This window comes from Curvibacter fontanus (assembly GCF_054780335.1).
Map to the genome: position 1 here is coordinate 42,234 of NZ_BAAGWN010000045.1, position 13,941 is coordinate 56,174.

Below are 13,941 nucleotides of genomic sequence, written 5' to 3' on the forward strand. Positions count from 1 at the left end.
CCATTGCCCGCCGGGCTTGTTGTGCCGTAGCTAAAGGTCCCACCACAAATGTCCAGTACGACCGTCGCCGAGTTTGCAACCGAACTCAAGAAGTCAACCGATACCCTGCTTGAGCAGCTCAAGGCCGCAGGCGTGGCCAAGACGTCTGAAGCCGACACCCTGACCGATGCCGACAAGCAGCGCCTGCTGGGTTTCCTGCAGGCCAGCCACGGCACGGCCACGGCCGAGCGCAAGAAGATCACCCTGACCAAGAAGTCGACCAGCGAGATCAAGCAGGCCGACGCCAGCGGCAAGGCCCGCACCATCCAGGTCGAGGTGCGCAAGAAGCGCACTTTTGTGCGTCGCGAGGATGGCAGCGATGTGGTCGAGGCTGGCGCGGTCGAGCCGGTTGAGGAAGCCCCGGTGGCAATTCCGCCGGCTCCCGCCGTTGACAACGCCGAACTCATGCGCCGCGAGGAAGAAGCGCGTCGTCAGGCCGAGCTGATCCGCCGCCAGGAAGAAGACTTGGCGGAGAAGCGTCGACAGCGCGAGGAGAGCGAAAAGCGCGAGCGCGAAGCCGAAGAACGCGCCGCCAGCTACGCTGCCACGGAAGACGAGAAAAAGGTTCAGGCCTCGGCGAGCAAGTCAGAGGCCAGTGCCGAAGCTGTCGATGCCGCCGCCGCGCGTGCTGCGGCACAGGCTGAGGCGCGCGAGAAAGCCGCTGCCGAATCCAAGGCGCGCACCGACGAAGAGGCCGCACGTGCGCTGGACTTGAATGACCGCCGCCGCAAGGCCGAGGCAGAAGCGGCAGCCATCCGCTCCATGATGGCGACGCCGGTCAAGAAGGCGCCGCCACCGCCGCCCAAGAAGGAAGAGCCGAAGGTTGCCATCAAGGGCACCCTGCATAAGCCAGCGGCCGGCAGCACGGTCGCCAAACCTGCCAAGCCGGCCGGTAGCGCGGTCGCAGCACCTGCCGGCGCCGGCAAGGAAATCAAGTCAGCCAAGCTATCGAGCAGCTGGGCCGGTGACCCGGCCAAGAAGAAGGCCATCCCGACGCGCGGCGACAGCAGCGGCGGCGTGGGCCGCAGCAGCTGGCGCAGCGGCCCCAAGGGCAAGCGTGGCCACGACCGTGACGACCACCAGTCCCAGGCCGCGCCGGCCGAAGCCCGCATCATCGAAGTGCACGTGCCCGAGACCATCACCGTGGCCGAACTGGCGCACAAGATGTCGGTCAAGGCCTCCGAGGTGATCAAGGCGCTGATGAAGATGGGCCAGATGGTCACCATCAACCAGCCGCTGGACCAGGACACGGCCATGATCGTGGTCGAGGAAATGGGCCACAAGGCCGTGACCGCGGCGCTGGACGACCCGGAAGCCTTTACCGAGGAAGAGGTGTCCGAGCAGCATGGCGAGGCGCTGTCGCGCGCGCCGGTCGTGACCGTCATGGGCCACGTCGACCACGGCAAGACCTCTTTGCTGGACTACATCCGCCGTGCCAAGGTGGCCGCGGGCGAAGCCGGCGGCATCACGCAGCACATCGGCGCCTACCACGTGGAAACGCCGCGCGGCATGATCTCCTTCCTGGACACCCCGGGCCACGAGGCCTTCACTGCCATGCGTGCCCGTGGCGCCCAGGCGACCGACATCGTGATTCTGGTGGTGGCTGCCGACGACGGCGTCATGCCGCAGACCCGGGAAGCCATCAAGCACGCCAAGGCGGCGGGGGTTCCCATCGTTGTCGCCATCAACAAGATCGACAAACCCGATGCCAACCCGGACCGCGTCAAGCAGGAACTGGTGGTGGAAGAGGTGGTGCCCGAGGAATTTGGCGGTGATTCTCCCTTTGTGCCCGTGTCGGCCAAGACCGGCCAGGGCATCGATGCCCTGCTGGAGCAGGTGCTGTTGCAGGCAGAGGTGCTGGAGCTCAAGGCCCCGATCGACGCCATGGCCAAGGGTCTGGTGATCGAGGCCAAGCTGGACAAGGGCCGCGGCCCGGTGGCCACCGTGCTGGTGCAGACCGGCACGCTCAAGACCGGCGATGTGGTGCTGGCCGGCCAGACCTATGGCCGTGTGCGCGCCATGCTGGACGAAAACGGCAAGCCGATCAAGTCGGCGGGGCCCTCCATTCCGGTGGAAATCCAGGGCCTGACCGAGGTGCCGCAGGCCGGTGACGAGTTCATGGTGCTGTCCGACGAGCGCCGTGCCCGCGAGATCGCGACCTACCGTGCCGGCAAGTTCCGCAACACCAAGCTGGCCAAACAGCAGGCTGCCAAGCTGGAGAACATGTTCACCGACATGGCTGCCGGCGAGGTGAAGATGGTTCCCATCATTGTCAAGGCCGACGTGCAGGGCTCGCAGGAAGCGCTGGCCGCCTCGTTGCTCAAGCTTTCGACCGACGAGGTCAAGGTGCAGCTGGTCTACGCCGCTGTGGGCGGCATCAGCGAATCCGACGTCAACCTGGCCATCGCCTCCAAGGCGCTCATCATCGGCTTCAACACCCGTGCCGATGCCGGCGCGCGCAAGCTGGCCGAAGGCAATGACGTGGAGATCCGCTACTACAACATCATCTACGACGCCGTCGATGAGTTGAAGGCGGCCATGTCGGGCATGCTGGCGCCTGAGAAGCGGGAAGAGGTCATTGGCATGGCCGAGATCCGCACCGTCTTCGTGGCTTCCAAGATCGGCACGGTGGCCGGCTGCATGGTCACCGCCGGTTTCGTCAACCGCACGGCGCATTTCCGCCTGCTGCGCGACAACGTGGTCATCTACACCGGCGAACTCGATTCGCTCAAGCGCCTCAAGGACGATGTGCGCGAGGTCAAGGAAGGCTTCGAGTGCGGTATCAAGCTCAAGAACTACAACGACATCAAGGAAAATGATCAGCTCGAATTCTTCGAAGTCAAGGAGATTGCTCGCACACTATGACCGCGCCGCGCGCGATGATCTTGCCGCCAAGCGGCATCGATGACGAAATGACTTGAAGTCATGCGGGCTTTGCCCGCATCATCGATGCGCCATGGGCGCGGGGTCATCGCGAGCCGTAGGTGAGCATCATTCGTCATGCCCAAAAAATCATCCACTCCGAACCGCGGCTTCAAGGTCGCCGATCAGATCCAGCGCGATCTGACGGAGTTGATCGCGCGCGAGTTGAAGGACCCGCGCGTGGGCATGGTGACGCTGCAATCCGTCGAAGTCACACCCGACTACGCGCATGCCAAGGTCTACTTCAGCGTGCTGGTCGGTGACCCGCAGGAAACGCAGGATGCCTTGAACCAGGCGGCCGGTTTTCTGCGCAACGGTCTGTTCAAGCGTCTGCACATTCATACCGTGCCGACCCTGCACTTCCTGTTCGACCGCACCACCGAGCGGGCCGCCGACATGAATGCGCTGATCGCGCAGGCTGTCGCGTCACGTTCCAAAGACGAGGGGTGACCATGCAAGCGCCACGCACCAGGGTGCAAAGGCGCCCTGTGCATGGGGTGCTCTTGCTGGACAAACCGCTCGGACTTTCGAGCAATAACGCGCTGCAGAAAGCCAAATGGCTGCTGCGCGCCGAAAAAGCGGGCCATACCGGAACGCTCGATCCGCTGGCCACCGGTGTCCTGCCCATCTGCTTTGGCGCCGCGACCAAGTTCAGCCAGTTGCATCTGGACGCCGACAAGACCTACGAAACCACGGTGTGTCTTGGTGTGCGCACCAGCACGGCCGATGCCGAAGGCGAGGTGATCGCCAAGCGCCCGGTGAACTGCACGCTGGGCCAGGTGGTCGAGGTGCTGGACCGGTTCATGGGCCCGATCCGCCAGGTGCCGCCCATGCACAGCGCCCTCAAGAAGGACGGCAAGGCCCTGTACGAATATGCCCGCGAGGGCGAGACCGTGGAGCGCGAGCCGCGCGACGTGGTGATACACGAGCTGGAGCTGCTGGAAGTGCAACTGCAAGGGGATGCGCCCTTTCTGCGTCTGCACGTGAAGTGCAGCAAGGGCACCTACATCCGCACCCTGGGCGAAGACATCGGCGAAGCCCTGGGCTGCGGCGGCCACCTGGTGGCGCTGCGACGCATCGCGACCGGACCCTTCGACCAGACCCAATGTGTGACCCTGGAAGGGCTGGAGACGCTGGATGAGACCGAGCGCCCGAAGCAGCTCAAGCCGGTCGACACGCTGCTGCCAGGTCACGCCAGCGTCACGCTGGACAGCGAAAATGCCGGTCGTTTCCTCAGCGGCCTGCGTCGACGCGGCAACTGGCCCGATACCGAACAAGTGGCTGTCTATGGCAGCCAGCCCCATGCCTTGCTGGGTACCGCCCACGTCAAGGCCGGCGAACTCATACCCGGGCGCCTGTTGAGCCCGATCGAAATCCAACAAATCCTGGAAAGCCAACCATGAGCCATAAACAGATCCGCAACATCGCCATCATCGCCCACGTCGACCACGGCAAGACCACCATGGTGGACCAGCTGCTGCGCCAGTCCGGCACCTTCGCCGAGCACGAGAAAGTGGTCGACACCGTGATGGACAACAACGCCATTGAAAAAGAGCGCGGCATCACCATCCTGGCCAAGAACTGCGCCGTGACCTGGGAGGGCACACACATCAACATCGTCGACACCCCCGGCCACGCCGACTTCGGTGGCGAAGTGGAGCGCGCCCTGTCCATGGTGGATGGCGTGCTGCTGCTGATCGACGCGCAGGAAGGCCCGATGCCCCAGACGCGTTTCGTGACCAAGAAGGCACTGGCGCTGGGACTGAAGCCGATCGTGGTGGTGAACAAGGTCGACAAGCCCGGTGCCAACCCGGACAAGGTCGTCAACGCGGCCTTCGACCTGTTCGACAAGCTGGGCGCCAACGACGAACAGCTCGACTTCCCCGTGGTCTACGCCTCGGGCATCAACGGCTGGTCTTCGCTGGAAGAAGGCGCTGCGGGCGAGCAGTGGGGCCCGGACATGTCGGCCCTGTTCAATACCATCCTCAAGCACGTGCCTTCGCAGAAGGGTGACCCGGCCGCGCCGCTGCAGCTGCAGATTTCCGCGCTGGACTTTTCGACCTTCGTCGGCCGCATCGGTGTCGGCCGCATCAGCCAGGGCACGATCAAGCCCGCCATGGACGTGGTGGTGATGGAAGGGCCGGATGGCAAGGCCGTCAAGGGTCGTATCAACCAGGTGCTGACCTTCCAGGGCCTGGAACGTGTGCAGGCCACGGAAGCCGGCCCGGGTGAGATCGTGCTGATCAACGGCATCGATGAAATCGGCATCGGCGTGACCATCACCGATCCGCTCAAGCCGGCGCCCCTGCCCATGCTCAAGGTCGACGAACCGACCCTGACCATGAACTTCTGCGTGAACACCAGCCCGCTGGCCGGTCGTGAAGGCAAGTTCGTGACCAGCCGCCAGATCTGGGACCGACTGCAAAAAGAGCTGCAGCACAACGTGGCCCTGCGCGTCAAGGAAACCGACGAGGAAGGCATCTTCGAAGTGATGGGCCGCGGTGAACTGCACCTGACCATCCTGCTGGAGAACATGCGCCGCGAAGGTTACGAGCTGGCGGTGTCCAAGCCGCGCGTGATGTTCAAGGACATCAATGGCGAGAAGTGCGAGCCGATCGAGCTGGTCACCGCCGACATCGAGGAAGGCCATCAGGGTGGCGTGATGCAGGCCCTGGGCGAGCGCAAGGGTGAACTGGTGAACATGGAGCCGGACGGCCGCGGCCGTGTGCGCCTGGAGTACCGCATTCCGGCACGCGGCCTGATCGGTTTCTCCAACGAGTTCCTGAATCTGACCCGCGGTTCCGGTCTGATCTCCAACATCTTCGACGGCTACGAGCCGCACAAGGGTGACATCGGCGGCCGCAAGAATGGCGTGCTGATTTCGATGGACGCCGGTGAAATCTTCACTTACGCCCTGGGCAAGCTCGACGACCGCGGTCGCATGTTCGTCAAGGCCAATGACCCGGTGTACGAAGGCATGATCGTCGGCATCCACAACCGCGACAACGATCTGGTGGTCAACGCCACGCGCACCAAGCAGCTGACCAACTTCCGCGTCAGCGGCAAGGAAGACGCGATCAAGATCACGCCGCCGATCGATTGCACGCTGGAATACGGCGTGGAATTCATCGAGGACGACGAACTGGTCGAAATCACGCCCAAGTCGATCCGACTGCGCAAGCGTCACCTGACCGAAAACGAACGCAAGCGCGCAGGAAAGAGTCTGTGACGAAATGACCTTGCGCCGCTGGCGCAGCCATGACGCGGCTTGCAGCCGCATGACGTTGGTCATTTCGTCATCCATGCCGCGTCAGCGGCAAGGTCATGCGCTCAGCGCGTCATCTGATTCACCATGAAACTCACGCACCGGCGCGCGGCCTGGCTCATGGTGGCGGTGGCCCTGATGTGGTCCATCGCCGGCGTCGTCACGCGGCAGCTGGAAGCGGCGCGCAGCTTTGAAGTCACCTTCTGGCGCAGTTTCTTCACGGCGCTCTCGCTGCTCGTGATCCTGCCGCTGTGGCGCGGTCCGGGCGCGGTCTGGCGTCAGCTGCGCAGCGCGCCGGCGGCACTCTGGTGGTCCGGCCTGTGCTGGAGCGCCATGTTCACCTCCTTCATGCTGGCCCTGACCCTGACCAGCGTGGCCGGGGTGCTGGTCATCTCCTCACTCAATCCCCTGTTCACCGCGCTGCTGGCCTGGCTCTTCCTGCGCCAGCGCATCGACTGGTTCACCTGGGCGGCGATCACGCTGGCCGGGGCCGGCATGGCCTGGATGTTCGGCGGGCAGCTGGGCAGCGACAGCGGCCTGGGGCTGTTCGTGGCGTTGTTCGTACCGCTGAGCGCGGCCATCAACTGGATCGTGGTGCAGCACGCCCATGCCAAGGGCGAGGACGTGGACCTCGTGCCCTCGGTGCTGGTCGGCGGCATCCTCTCCGCCCTGCTCACGCTGCCACTGGCGCTGCCCCTGCAAGCCACGGCGCACGACATCGGCCTGCTGGCCCTCCTGGGCCTGGTCCAGCTGGCCATTCCCTGCACCCTGCTGGTGATCTGCGCACGCGTGCTCAAGGCGCATGAGATCTCCCTGCTGGCGCAGCTGGAAATCATTCTTGGCATCCTGCTGGTCTGGATCGGCGCCGGCGAAGCGCCGGGTTCAGCCGTGCTGCAGGGCGGGGCGCTGGTGCTGTTCGCCCTGGTAGCCAATGAACTGATGGTCTGGAAGCAAAAACAATGACATTCCCTCTTGTCTGCACCTGCCCCGAAGTGCAAACCGAAGTTCGCGGACATCTCGGCTGCATCACGCTGAACCGAGCGCGTGCGCTCAATGCCCTGTCCCTGCCCATGATCCGCGCCCTGGCCGCGGCGCTGCTGGCCTGGCGCGACGATCCGCAGGTGCAGGCGGTGGCGATCCGCGGCATGAGTAAAGGTGGGCCCTCCGGTAGCCAGGAAGAGCCGTTCGGCGCTTTCTGCGCGGGCGGCGACATCCGCTTCTTCCACCAGGCCGTGCTGCGCGCTGACGCAGAGATCGAGGACTTCTTCACCGAGGAATACACGCTCAACCATCTGATCCACCACTACCCCAAGCCCTATATCGCCTTCATGGACGGTGTGGTCATGGGGGGCGGCATGGGTATCAGTCAGGGGGCGAAGCTGCGCATCGTGACGCCGCGCACCAAGATGGCCATGCCGGAAACGAACATCGGCCTCTTTCCGGACGTGGGCGGCGGCTGGTTCCTGGCGCGTTGCCCGCGCCATGGCGGCGAGTGGCTGGCCCTGACCAGCGAAGTCATCGGCGCCGGTGATGCCCTGGCGCTGCAACTGGCCGACGTCTGCTTCGATGCAGCGCGCATCGGTGAGGCCTGGGATGCGCTGGCCGGTCTGGCGGACTTTGATGCCACCAGGCTGGAGAGCTGGCAGCGGAACTACATCACCGTAGCACCCGCAGCAGCTCTGCCGCTGGACACCATCGCACGTTGTTTCGAACAGCCTGATGTTCTGCGCGTCGTGCAGGCGCTGGAAAAGGAAAGCGGCGAGTGGGCGGCCAGCACCGTCAAGGCCCTGCGCGCGCATTCGCCGCTGATGCTGGAGGTCACGCTGCAGCAGATCCGCCGGGGCGCGGGCATGAGCCTGGCCGATGAGCTGCGCATGGAACGCGACATGGTGCGCCACTGCTTCAACACACGGCATCTGGACCGTTACATGGCGGCAACCGACACCATGGAGGGCATCCGGGCCCTGGTGATCGACAAGGACCGCGCGCCGAAATGGTTGCCTGCGCGGCTGGAGGAGGTGACGCCGGCCATGGTGGATGGCTTCTTCGTCTCGCCCTGGCCCGCGCACGCGCATCCGCTGCGCGAACTGGCCTGAGCAAGCTGCTCAGAGCTGGTGGTAGACCGCTTGCGCCAGCTGCAAGAGCTGCTCGCGGCTCAGCGCCCCTGACAGCGCGTAGGCAAACCCTTCTTCCACCCAGTAGAAGCCCGGGACCGGGCCATCCACGCTGTAGCGGAATTCCGTGCCGGCGTCGCCATCACGTATGTCTCCGGGGGTGCTGCCGAGGTAGAGCGTCACCCGTTCACCGCGCGCGTTCTGGTACATGAACTGGGCGCGTGCGCCGTCACTGCCCGGCAGCAGCCGGCCGCCGACCAGATCGAAACCCTGCCCGTTCAATTTGGGGAGCTTGAGCGGGCGCCCCAGGCGCTTGGACAGCCATTGCACCAGGTGTTCTTCCTGGGCCGAACCGACTTCAACGGGGTGGCGGACCTCGGGCGCATAGACCGCGTGGGCCCAGGCGGCCTGGTGGACGAACTCGCGTGCGGCCGGCGCGCGGGCCAGTGTCGAATCCGATCCGCTCTGTCCATGCATGAGCCAACCCAGGCCGAAGGCCAGGGCCAGTCCCGCCGCCATGCCGCCCCAGCGCCACCACTGCTGCACCTGCTGGTGGGCCTGTCCGGCCCGGCCGGCCGCGGCCAGCAGGCTGGCGGGGATGGTTTCCTCCAGCACCTGTCGATGCAGCCCGCGCAGCGCGGTGCGCTGGCGTTGCCAGGCCTGCAGGGTTGCCGTGGCCGCAGGGTCGAGCGCCAGGCGGACTTCGAGCGCCGCACGCCCGAGCGCATCCAGTTGGCCGTCCAGCAGCGCATGCAGCTCCTCTTCGCTGACGGTTTGATCGGGTCGTGTGTCCATGGTGTTCATCGTCGGTTTCACTTGAGACGCCGCAGGGCAGGCGTCGCGGCGGTCTCGGATGGCGCAGTCATGAGCTCCTGCAGTCGACTGCGCGCGCGCGACAGGCGCGACATCACCGTTCCCAGCGGCACGCCCGTGATACGGGCCACTTCGGCGTAGGACAGGTCTTCCAGCGTGACCAGCAGCAACACCACGCGCTGCTCCTCGGGCAGGCGCAGCAGGCAGCGCTGCAGGTCCAGGGCGCTGTCCAGCGGCGCGGACGGCGCCGGCAACTCCTGGTCCAGCTCGCCGAGGTCCAGGGGGCGGGCCAGTTCGCCCTGGCGCAGGGCGTGGCGGACCTGGCTGATGTAGAGGTTGTGCATCAGCGTGAAAAGCCAGGCCCGCAGGTCGGAGCCCGCCCGCCACAGGCGCCACTTGGCGCAGGCGCGCTCCAGGGTGTCCTGCACCAGGTCGTCGGCCGCCCAGGCATTCCCGGTCAGCGCACGCGCGTAGCGGCGCAGGCCGGGAATCTGTTCGATCAGGGCAGGGCGTTCCATCTGGTGTGCACTCTGTACGGAGACGGAAGCCGCCCGGAAAAGCGTCAGGGACGCGCCAGCTGCCAGACCTTGTTGATGCCGTCGCCGGTGCGGTCGCCCGGTTTCATGTCCTTGGCCCAGTAGTACAGGGGCTTGCCCTTGATCGCCCACTGCTTCTTGCCGTCGTCGCGCGTGATGATGCTGTAGTCGCCGCCGGCCTGGTCCATGTCACCGGCCATCAAGGGTGGCCAGTTGGTGGCGCAGGGGCCATTGCAGACGGACTTGCCGCTGCCGGCCGCGTCGCGGTCGAAGGTGTAGAGCGTCATGCCGTTGGGGCCGGTCAACACGCCATCGGACACCTTGGCGGGGCCGGTGGCCATGGAAGCACAGCCGGCCAGCAGGGCCGCGCTCAGGGTGAGAAACAGGAAGGCGCGCTTGGCGCGGGGAGCAGTCAAAGTCATGTCCATCTCCGTCGGGTTGCGGCACAAAAGCGTGCTCAAGGGGGTAAACGCCGGCGGCCACCGGTTTATTCCATGCGTCTGAAAATATTTAGGGCCTGTTCACGCTAATTTCTCAAGATGCGTTGCGGATCAAAAAGGTCATGCGGTAGGCGCGTGGACTTGCCGGGGTCGGCCCCCGGCAAGTCCGCGCATCACCCCGCATGGCCTTTTTGGCCGCAACCCGAAGGGAACAGGGTGCAAAGGGCGCCACTCGTTGTTGCACTCCTCACCCAGGCTCTCGGCCTGGGCTTCGTCGCGCGCCTAGATTGGCACCCTTTGCACCCTGTTCGCACTTGAGAAATTAGCGTGAACAGGCCCTAGCGGCTGCGGCTTTTCATGGCTCGCTCGACCTCGCGCTTGCCCTCGCGGTCCTTGATGGTGTCGCGCTTGTCGTGCTCGGCCTTGCCCTTGGCCAGGCCGATTTCGCACTTGATCTTGTTATTCTTCCAGTGCAGGTTCAGGGGCACCAGGGTGTAGCCCTTCTGCTCGACTTTGCCGACCAGACGGCGAATCTCGTCCTTCTTGAGCAGCAGCTTCTTGGTCCGCACCGCGTCGGGCCGTACGTGGGTGGAGGCGGTCTTGAGCGCATTGATCTGGCAGCCGATGATGTACATCTCGCCGTCGCGGATCACGACGTAGCCGTCCGTCAGCTGCACCTTGCCTTCGCGCACGGCCTTGACTTCCCAGCCCTCGAGCACCATGCCGGCCTCGAAGCGTTCCTCGATGAAATAATTGAAGACGGCCTTCTTGTTGTCGGCAATGCGGGCGGGCGTTTCGGGTTTTTTGGCCATGGAGTCTCAAATGGGGGCGGGCAGCAAACTTACAATTCCGTCTGGGCCTGCGGGTCCAGCATTCTATGAAAACCGTCCACAAGTCCGTTCTGATCTGGTACAGCCCGCAGGAAATGTACGCATTGGTCACCGGCGTGACCGACTATCCCGAGTTCCTGCCCTGGTGTGATCACGCCCGCATCATCGAGTCCCATGAGGGCGGCGCCACGGCCGAGGTCGGCATCGCTTTCAGCGGTATCCATCAAAGCTTTACCACCCGCAACACCCATGTGCCCGGTAGCGAGGTCAAGATGGAACTGGTCAAGGGGCCGTTTTCACAGCTCGAAGGCTGCTGGAATTTCCTGCCGGTGGGCGAGGGCGGGCAGCGGGCCTGCAAGGTCGAGCTGACCTTGAACTACGGCTTTTCCAATGCCCTGCTGGGCCGGCTGGTCGGGCCGGTGTTCGACAAGATCGCCGCCAGCCTGGTGGACGCCTTCGTCAAGCGGGCCGAGCAGGTCTATGGGGGCTGAAATGGACATCGACGTATTGGTGGTCTATGCGCCGGTCGCGCGCCAGGTGAGGGAGATATCCCTGCGCCTGCCGGCCGGCGCCACCGTGGCCCGGGCCCTGGAAAGCAGCGGCCTGGCCAAGCTCTGCCCCGATGTCGATTTGACGCAGGTGGTCGTGGGGGTCTGGGGGCGCAAGGTCGCGCGCGGCCAGGTGCTGCGTGACCAGGACCGGGTGGAGGTGTACCGGGACCTGCGCGTCGATCCCAAGGTGGCCCGACGCGAGCGTTTTGCCGAGCAGGGCGCCGGCCGGGCCGGGCTTTTCGCCCGGAAGCGGGCCGGGGCCAAGACGGGCTGCTAGCACTGCGCCCCGGAGCAGAGCTCGGCTCTGTTACTTGCAGTTCTCGTTGATGATGCCCTGCAGGCGTTCACCTTCGGCAGCACGGGCGGCGTCGTCGAGGAATTCGCGCTCGCCTTTTTCATTGATGCGGCTCATGCGTGCGCCCGAATCCAGTCCGGATTTGGCTTGTTGGGCCCGGCTACAGGTCTCGGCCATGGCGCGGGTGTTGCGATCTTCATCCGCCTTGCGCTTGGCAGCCTCCGCACTCTCGGCCTGTTTCCTCTTTTCCACCAGAGCCTTGTCCACACCGCCTGCGGCGGCCGGCTCTGCCGCGGGAGCGGCAACAGGTGCGGGGGGGGCGAAGCCCCGGCCACCAGGCCGCTTGAGGATGTTTTTCTCGGGAATGTCGGACGGCGGCGCCCGGTCACTGAAGACCTTGCGGCCGTCCTTGTCCATCCATTGCCATTGGGCGCTGGCTGCGAGCGCGTAGAGACACAGGGCCAGGCAGATCAGGGGGCGGATCGGTTTCATGGCAGCAGTGTAGCGCCGCTTGGCTGATTTCTAGCTGACCCCGGCTTGCAGAGGATGCGCCGGGGGCAGGGCCGCCGCAAACTGGCATCGAGGCGGGTACAATCTCTTTTTTGGAGCTTAGACATGCGCCTTCTAGGTAAAGCGCTCACCTTCGACGATGTGTTGCTGGTGCCGGCGTACTCCCAGGTCCTCCCCAAGGACACCTCTCTCTCGACCCGCTTCTCCCGCAATATTTCCCTGAACCTGCCCCTGGTCTCTGCGGCCATGGACACGGTCACCGAAGCCCGCCTGGCCATCGCCATCGCCCAGGAGGGGGGGATCGGTATCGTTCACAAGAACCTCAGCGTGGCCGAGCAGGCCGCCCAGGTGGCCAAGGTCAAGCGTTATGAATCGGGTGTGCTGCGCGACCCGGTGGTCATCAGCCCCGAGACCTCGGTGCGCGATGTGATGAAGCTTTCCGACGAGCTGGGCGTGTCCGGCTTCCCGGTCGTGGATGGCGGCAAGGTGGTTGGCATCGTGACCGGCCGCGACCTGCGCTTCGAGACCCGCTACGAGTTGCCGGTGCGCGAGATCATGACACCCCGCGCCCGACTCATCACCGTGCCTGACGGCACCACCCCGGCCGAGGCCAAGGCCCTGCTGAACAAGCACAAGCTGGAGCGCCTGTTGGTCGTCAACGAGGCCTTCGAGCTCAAGGGCCTGATCACCGTCAAGGACATCACCAAGCAGCTGAATTTCCCGAATGCCGCGCGTGACGCCGCCGGCCGCCTGCGCGTGGGCGCGGCGGTGGGCGTGGGCGAGGGCACCGAAGCCCGCGTCGAGGCCCTGGTCAAGGCCGGCGTCGATGCCATCGTGGTGGACACGGCCCACGGCCACAGCAAGGGCGTGATCGACCGTGTGCGCTGGGTCAAGCAGACCTACCCGCAGGTGGATGTCATCGGCGGCAACATCGCCACCGGCGCCGCCGCATTGGCCCTGGTGGAAGCCGGCGCCGACGCGGTCAAGGTCGGCATCGGCCCGGGCTCGATCTGCACCACCCGCATCGTGGCCGGCGTGGGCGTGCCCCAGATCATGGCCATCGACAACGTGGCCACGGCGCTCAAGGGCACGGGCGTGCCGCTGATCGCCGACGGCGGCATCCGCTACAGCGGTGACATCGCCAAGGCCATCGCGGCCGGCGCCGGCACCGTCATGATGGGCGGCATGTTCGCCGGCACCGAAGAGGCGCCGGGCGAGATCGTGCTGTTCCAGGGCCGCAGCTACAAGAGCTACCGCGGCATGGGCTCCATCGGCGCCATGCAGCAGGGCAGCGCCGACCGCTACTTCCAGGAGTCGACGGCCGGCAACCCGCAGGCCGACAAGCTGGTGCCCGAAGGCATCGAGGGCCGCGTGCCCTACAAGGGCTCGGTGGTCGCCATCCTCTTCCAGATGGCCGGCGGCCTGCGCGCCAGCATGGGCTATTGCGGTTGCGCCACCGTCGAGGAGATGCGCAACCAGGCCGAGTTCGTGGAGATCACCTCGGCCGGCATCCGCGAGAGCCATGTGCATGATGTCCAAATCACCAAAGAGGCGCCTAACTACCGCGCTGACTGAGACAACCGCAGCCCAGGCCCGAACCCCCATCCACGGCGTTCGGGCCTTTGC

14 protein-coding genes are annotated in these 13,941 nt (G+C 65.3%); 9 read left to right on the top strand and 5 right to left on the bottom strand.

From position 1 onward, the window contains the following. Positions 1 to 48: 48 nt before the first annotated feature. From infB to ACYVH8_RS15875, 6 genes are all read left to right on the top strand, one after another. On the top strand, positions 49 to 2,904 hold the full coding sequence (gene infB / locus ACYVH8_RS15850) for a translation initiation factor IF-2 (protein WP_460489776.1): 2,856 nt from the start codon (positions 49 to 51) through the stop codon (positions 2,902 to 2,904). Between the two features lie 135 nt (positions 2,905 to 3,039). Continuing rightward, positions 3,040 to 3,411: a 30S ribosome-binding factor RbfA gene (gene rbfA, locus ACYVH8_RS15855; protein ID WP_460489777.1), complete on the top strand. Its 372-nt coding sequence runs from the start codon at positions 3,040 to 3,042 to the stop codon at positions 3,409 to 3,411. 2 nt (positions 3,412 to 3,413) lie between these two features. Beyond that, positions 3,414 to 4,364 carry a tRNA pseudouridine(55) synthase TruB gene (truB, locus tag ACYVH8_RS15860; protein ID WP_460489778.1) on the top strand — a complete coding sequence of 317 codons (951 nt, stop codon included), beginning with the start codon at positions 3,414 to 3,416 and terminating at the stop codon, positions 4,362 to 4,364. Further along, positions 4,361 to 6,190: a translational GTPase TypA gene (gene typA, locus ACYVH8_RS15865; RefSeq protein ID WP_460489779.1), complete on the top strand. Its 1,830-nt coding sequence runs from the start codon at positions 4,361 to 4,363 to the stop codon at positions 6,188 to 6,190. The genes truB and typA overlap by 4 nt, the downstream gene beginning before the upstream one ends. A gap of 123 nt (positions 6,191 to 6,313) precedes the next feature. Beyond that, positions 6,314 to 7,189 carry a DMT family transporter gene (locus ACYVH8_RS15870; protein WP_460489780.1) on the top strand — a complete coding sequence of 292 codons (876 nt, stop codon included), beginning with the start codon at positions 6,314 to 6,316 and terminating at the stop codon, positions 7,187 to 7,189. Further along, positions 7,186 to 8,322: an enoyl-CoA hydratase/isomerase family protein gene (locus tag ACYVH8_RS15875; RefSeq protein WP_460489781.1), complete on the top strand. Its 1,137-nt coding sequence runs from the start codon at positions 7,186 to 7,188 to the stop codon at positions 8,320 to 8,322. Before ACYVH8_RS15870 ends, ACYVH8_RS15875 begins: the two co-directional genes overlap by 4 nt. Before the next feature lie 9 nt (positions 8,323 to 8,331). Here the strand turns inward: ACYVH8_RS15875 and ACYVH8_RS15880 are convergent, their stop codons facing one another. From ACYVH8_RS15880 to smpB, 4 genes are all read right to left on the bottom strand, one after another. Then, positions 8,332 to 9,135: an anti-sigma factor family protein gene (locus tag ACYVH8_RS15880; RefSeq protein WP_460489782.1), complete on the bottom strand. Its 804-nt coding sequence runs from the start codon at positions 9,133 to 9,135 to the stop codon at positions 8,332 to 8,334. Positions 9,136 to 9,152: 17 nt separating this feature from the next. Further along, positions 9,153 to 9,671: a sigma-70 family RNA polymerase sigma factor gene (locus ACYVH8_RS15885; RefSeq protein ID WP_460489783.1), complete on the bottom strand. Its 519-nt coding sequence runs from the start codon at positions 9,669 to 9,671 to the stop codon at positions 9,153 to 9,155. A 44-nt stretch (positions 9,672 to 9,715) separates the two neighbouring features. After that, entirely contained in the window at positions 9,716 to 10,111 is a 396-nt protein-coding gene (locus ACYVH8_RS15890) for a COG4315 family predicted lipoprotein (RefSeq protein ID WP_460489784.1), read from the bottom strand. 356 nt (positions 10,112 to 10,467) lie between these two features. Beyond that, the gene (smpB, locus tag ACYVH8_RS15895; RefSeq protein ID WP_460489785.1) at positions 10,468 to 10,941 is read right to left on the bottom strand and encodes an SsrA-binding protein SmpB; all 474 of its coding nucleotides are present in this window, start codon (positions 10,939 to 10,941) and stop codon (positions 10,468 to 10,470) included. Between the two features lie 65 nt (positions 10,942 to 11,006). Here smpB and ACYVH8_RS15900 point away from each other — a divergent pair, with 65 nt between their 5' ends. Continuing rightward, complete coding sequence (locus ACYVH8_RS15900; protein WP_460489786.1) at positions 11,007 to 11,450, top strand: type II toxin-antitoxin system RatA family toxin; 444 nt, start codon at positions 11,007 to 11,009, stop codon at positions 11,448 to 11,450. A gap of 1 nt (position 11,451) precedes the next feature. Then, complete coding sequence (locus ACYVH8_RS15905; RefSeq protein WP_460489787.1) at positions 11,452 to 11,787, top strand: RnfH family protein; 336 nt, start codon at positions 11,452 to 11,454, stop codon at positions 11,785 to 11,787. A 30-nt stretch (positions 11,788 to 11,817) separates the two neighbouring features. Here ACYVH8_RS15905 and ACYVH8_RS15910 read toward each other — a convergent pair whose 3' ends face one another. Continuing rightward, the gene (locus tag ACYVH8_RS15910; protein ID WP_460489788.1) at positions 11,818 to 12,297 is read right to left on the bottom strand and encodes a DUF4124 domain-containing protein; all 480 of its coding nucleotides are present in this window, start codon (positions 12,295 to 12,297) and stop codon (positions 11,818 to 11,820) included. A gap of 123 nt (positions 12,298 to 12,420) precedes the next feature. Between ACYVH8_RS15910 and guaB the strand changes: the two genes are divergently transcribed. Beyond that, positions 12,421 to 13,890 (top strand): IMP dehydrogenase, encoded by a 1,470-nt coding sequence (gene guaB / locus ACYVH8_RS15915; RefSeq protein ID WP_460489789.1) that lies wholly within the window; start codon positions 12,421 to 12,423, stop codon positions 13,888 to 13,890. Positions 13,891 to 13,941 lie beyond the last annotated feature (51 nt).

Bases quoted from the DNA above. Each gene is read 5' to 3' on its own strand.
- typA (WP_460489779.1), top strand. From the start codon at position 4,361: ATGAGCCATAAACAGATCCGCAACATCGCCATCATCGCCCACGTCGAC.
- truB (WP_460489778.1), top strand. From the start codon at position 3,414: ATGCAAGCGCCACGCACCAGGGTGCAAAGGCGCCCTGTGCATGGGGTG.
- guaB (WP_460489789.1), top strand. From the start codon at position 12,421: ATGCGCCTTCTAGGTAAAGCGCTCACCTTCGACGATGTGTTGCTGGTG.
- rbfA (WP_460489777.1), top strand. From the start codon at position 3,040: ATGCCCAAAAAATCATCCACTCCGAACCGCGGCTTCAAGGTCGCCGAT.
- ACYVH8_RS15870 (WP_460489780.1), top strand. From the start codon at position 6,314: ATGAAACTCACGCACCGGCGCGCGGCCTGGCTCATGGTGGCGGTGGCC.
- ACYVH8_RS15910 (WP_460489788.1), bottom strand. From the start codon at position 12,297: ATGAAACCGATCCGCCCCCTGATCTGCCTGGCCCTGTGTCTCTACGCG.
- ACYVH8_RS15900 (WP_460489786.1), top strand. From the start codon at position 11,007: ATGAAAACCGTCCACAAGTCCGTTCTGATCTGGTACAGCCCGCAGGAA.
- ACYVH8_RS15885 (WP_460489783.1), bottom strand. From the start codon at position 9,671: ATGGAACGCCCTGCCCTGATCGAACAGATTCCCGGCCTGCGCCGCTAC.
- infB (WP_460489776.1), top strand. From the start codon at position 49: ATGTCCAGTACGACCGTCGCCGAGTTTGCAACCGAACTCAAGAAGTCA.
- ACYVH8_RS15905 (WP_460489787.1), top strand. From the start codon at position 11,452: ATGGACATCGACGTATTGGTGGTCTATGCGCCGGTCGCGCGCCAGGTG.
- ACYVH8_RS15890 (WP_460489784.1), bottom strand. From the start codon at position 10,111: ATGACTTTGACTGCTCCCCGCGCCAAGCGCGCCTTCCTGTTTCTCACC.
- ACYVH8_RS15875 (WP_460489781.1), top strand. From the start codon at position 7,186: ATGACATTCCCTCTTGTCTGCACCTGCCCCGAAGTGCAAACCGAAGTT.
- smpB (WP_460489785.1), bottom strand. From the start codon at position 10,941: ATGGCCAAAAAACCCGAAACGCCCGCCCGCATTGCCGACAACAAGAAG.
- ACYVH8_RS15880 (WP_460489782.1), bottom strand. From the start codon at position 9,135: ATGGACACACGACCCGATCAAACCGTCAGCGAAGAGGAGCTGCATGCG.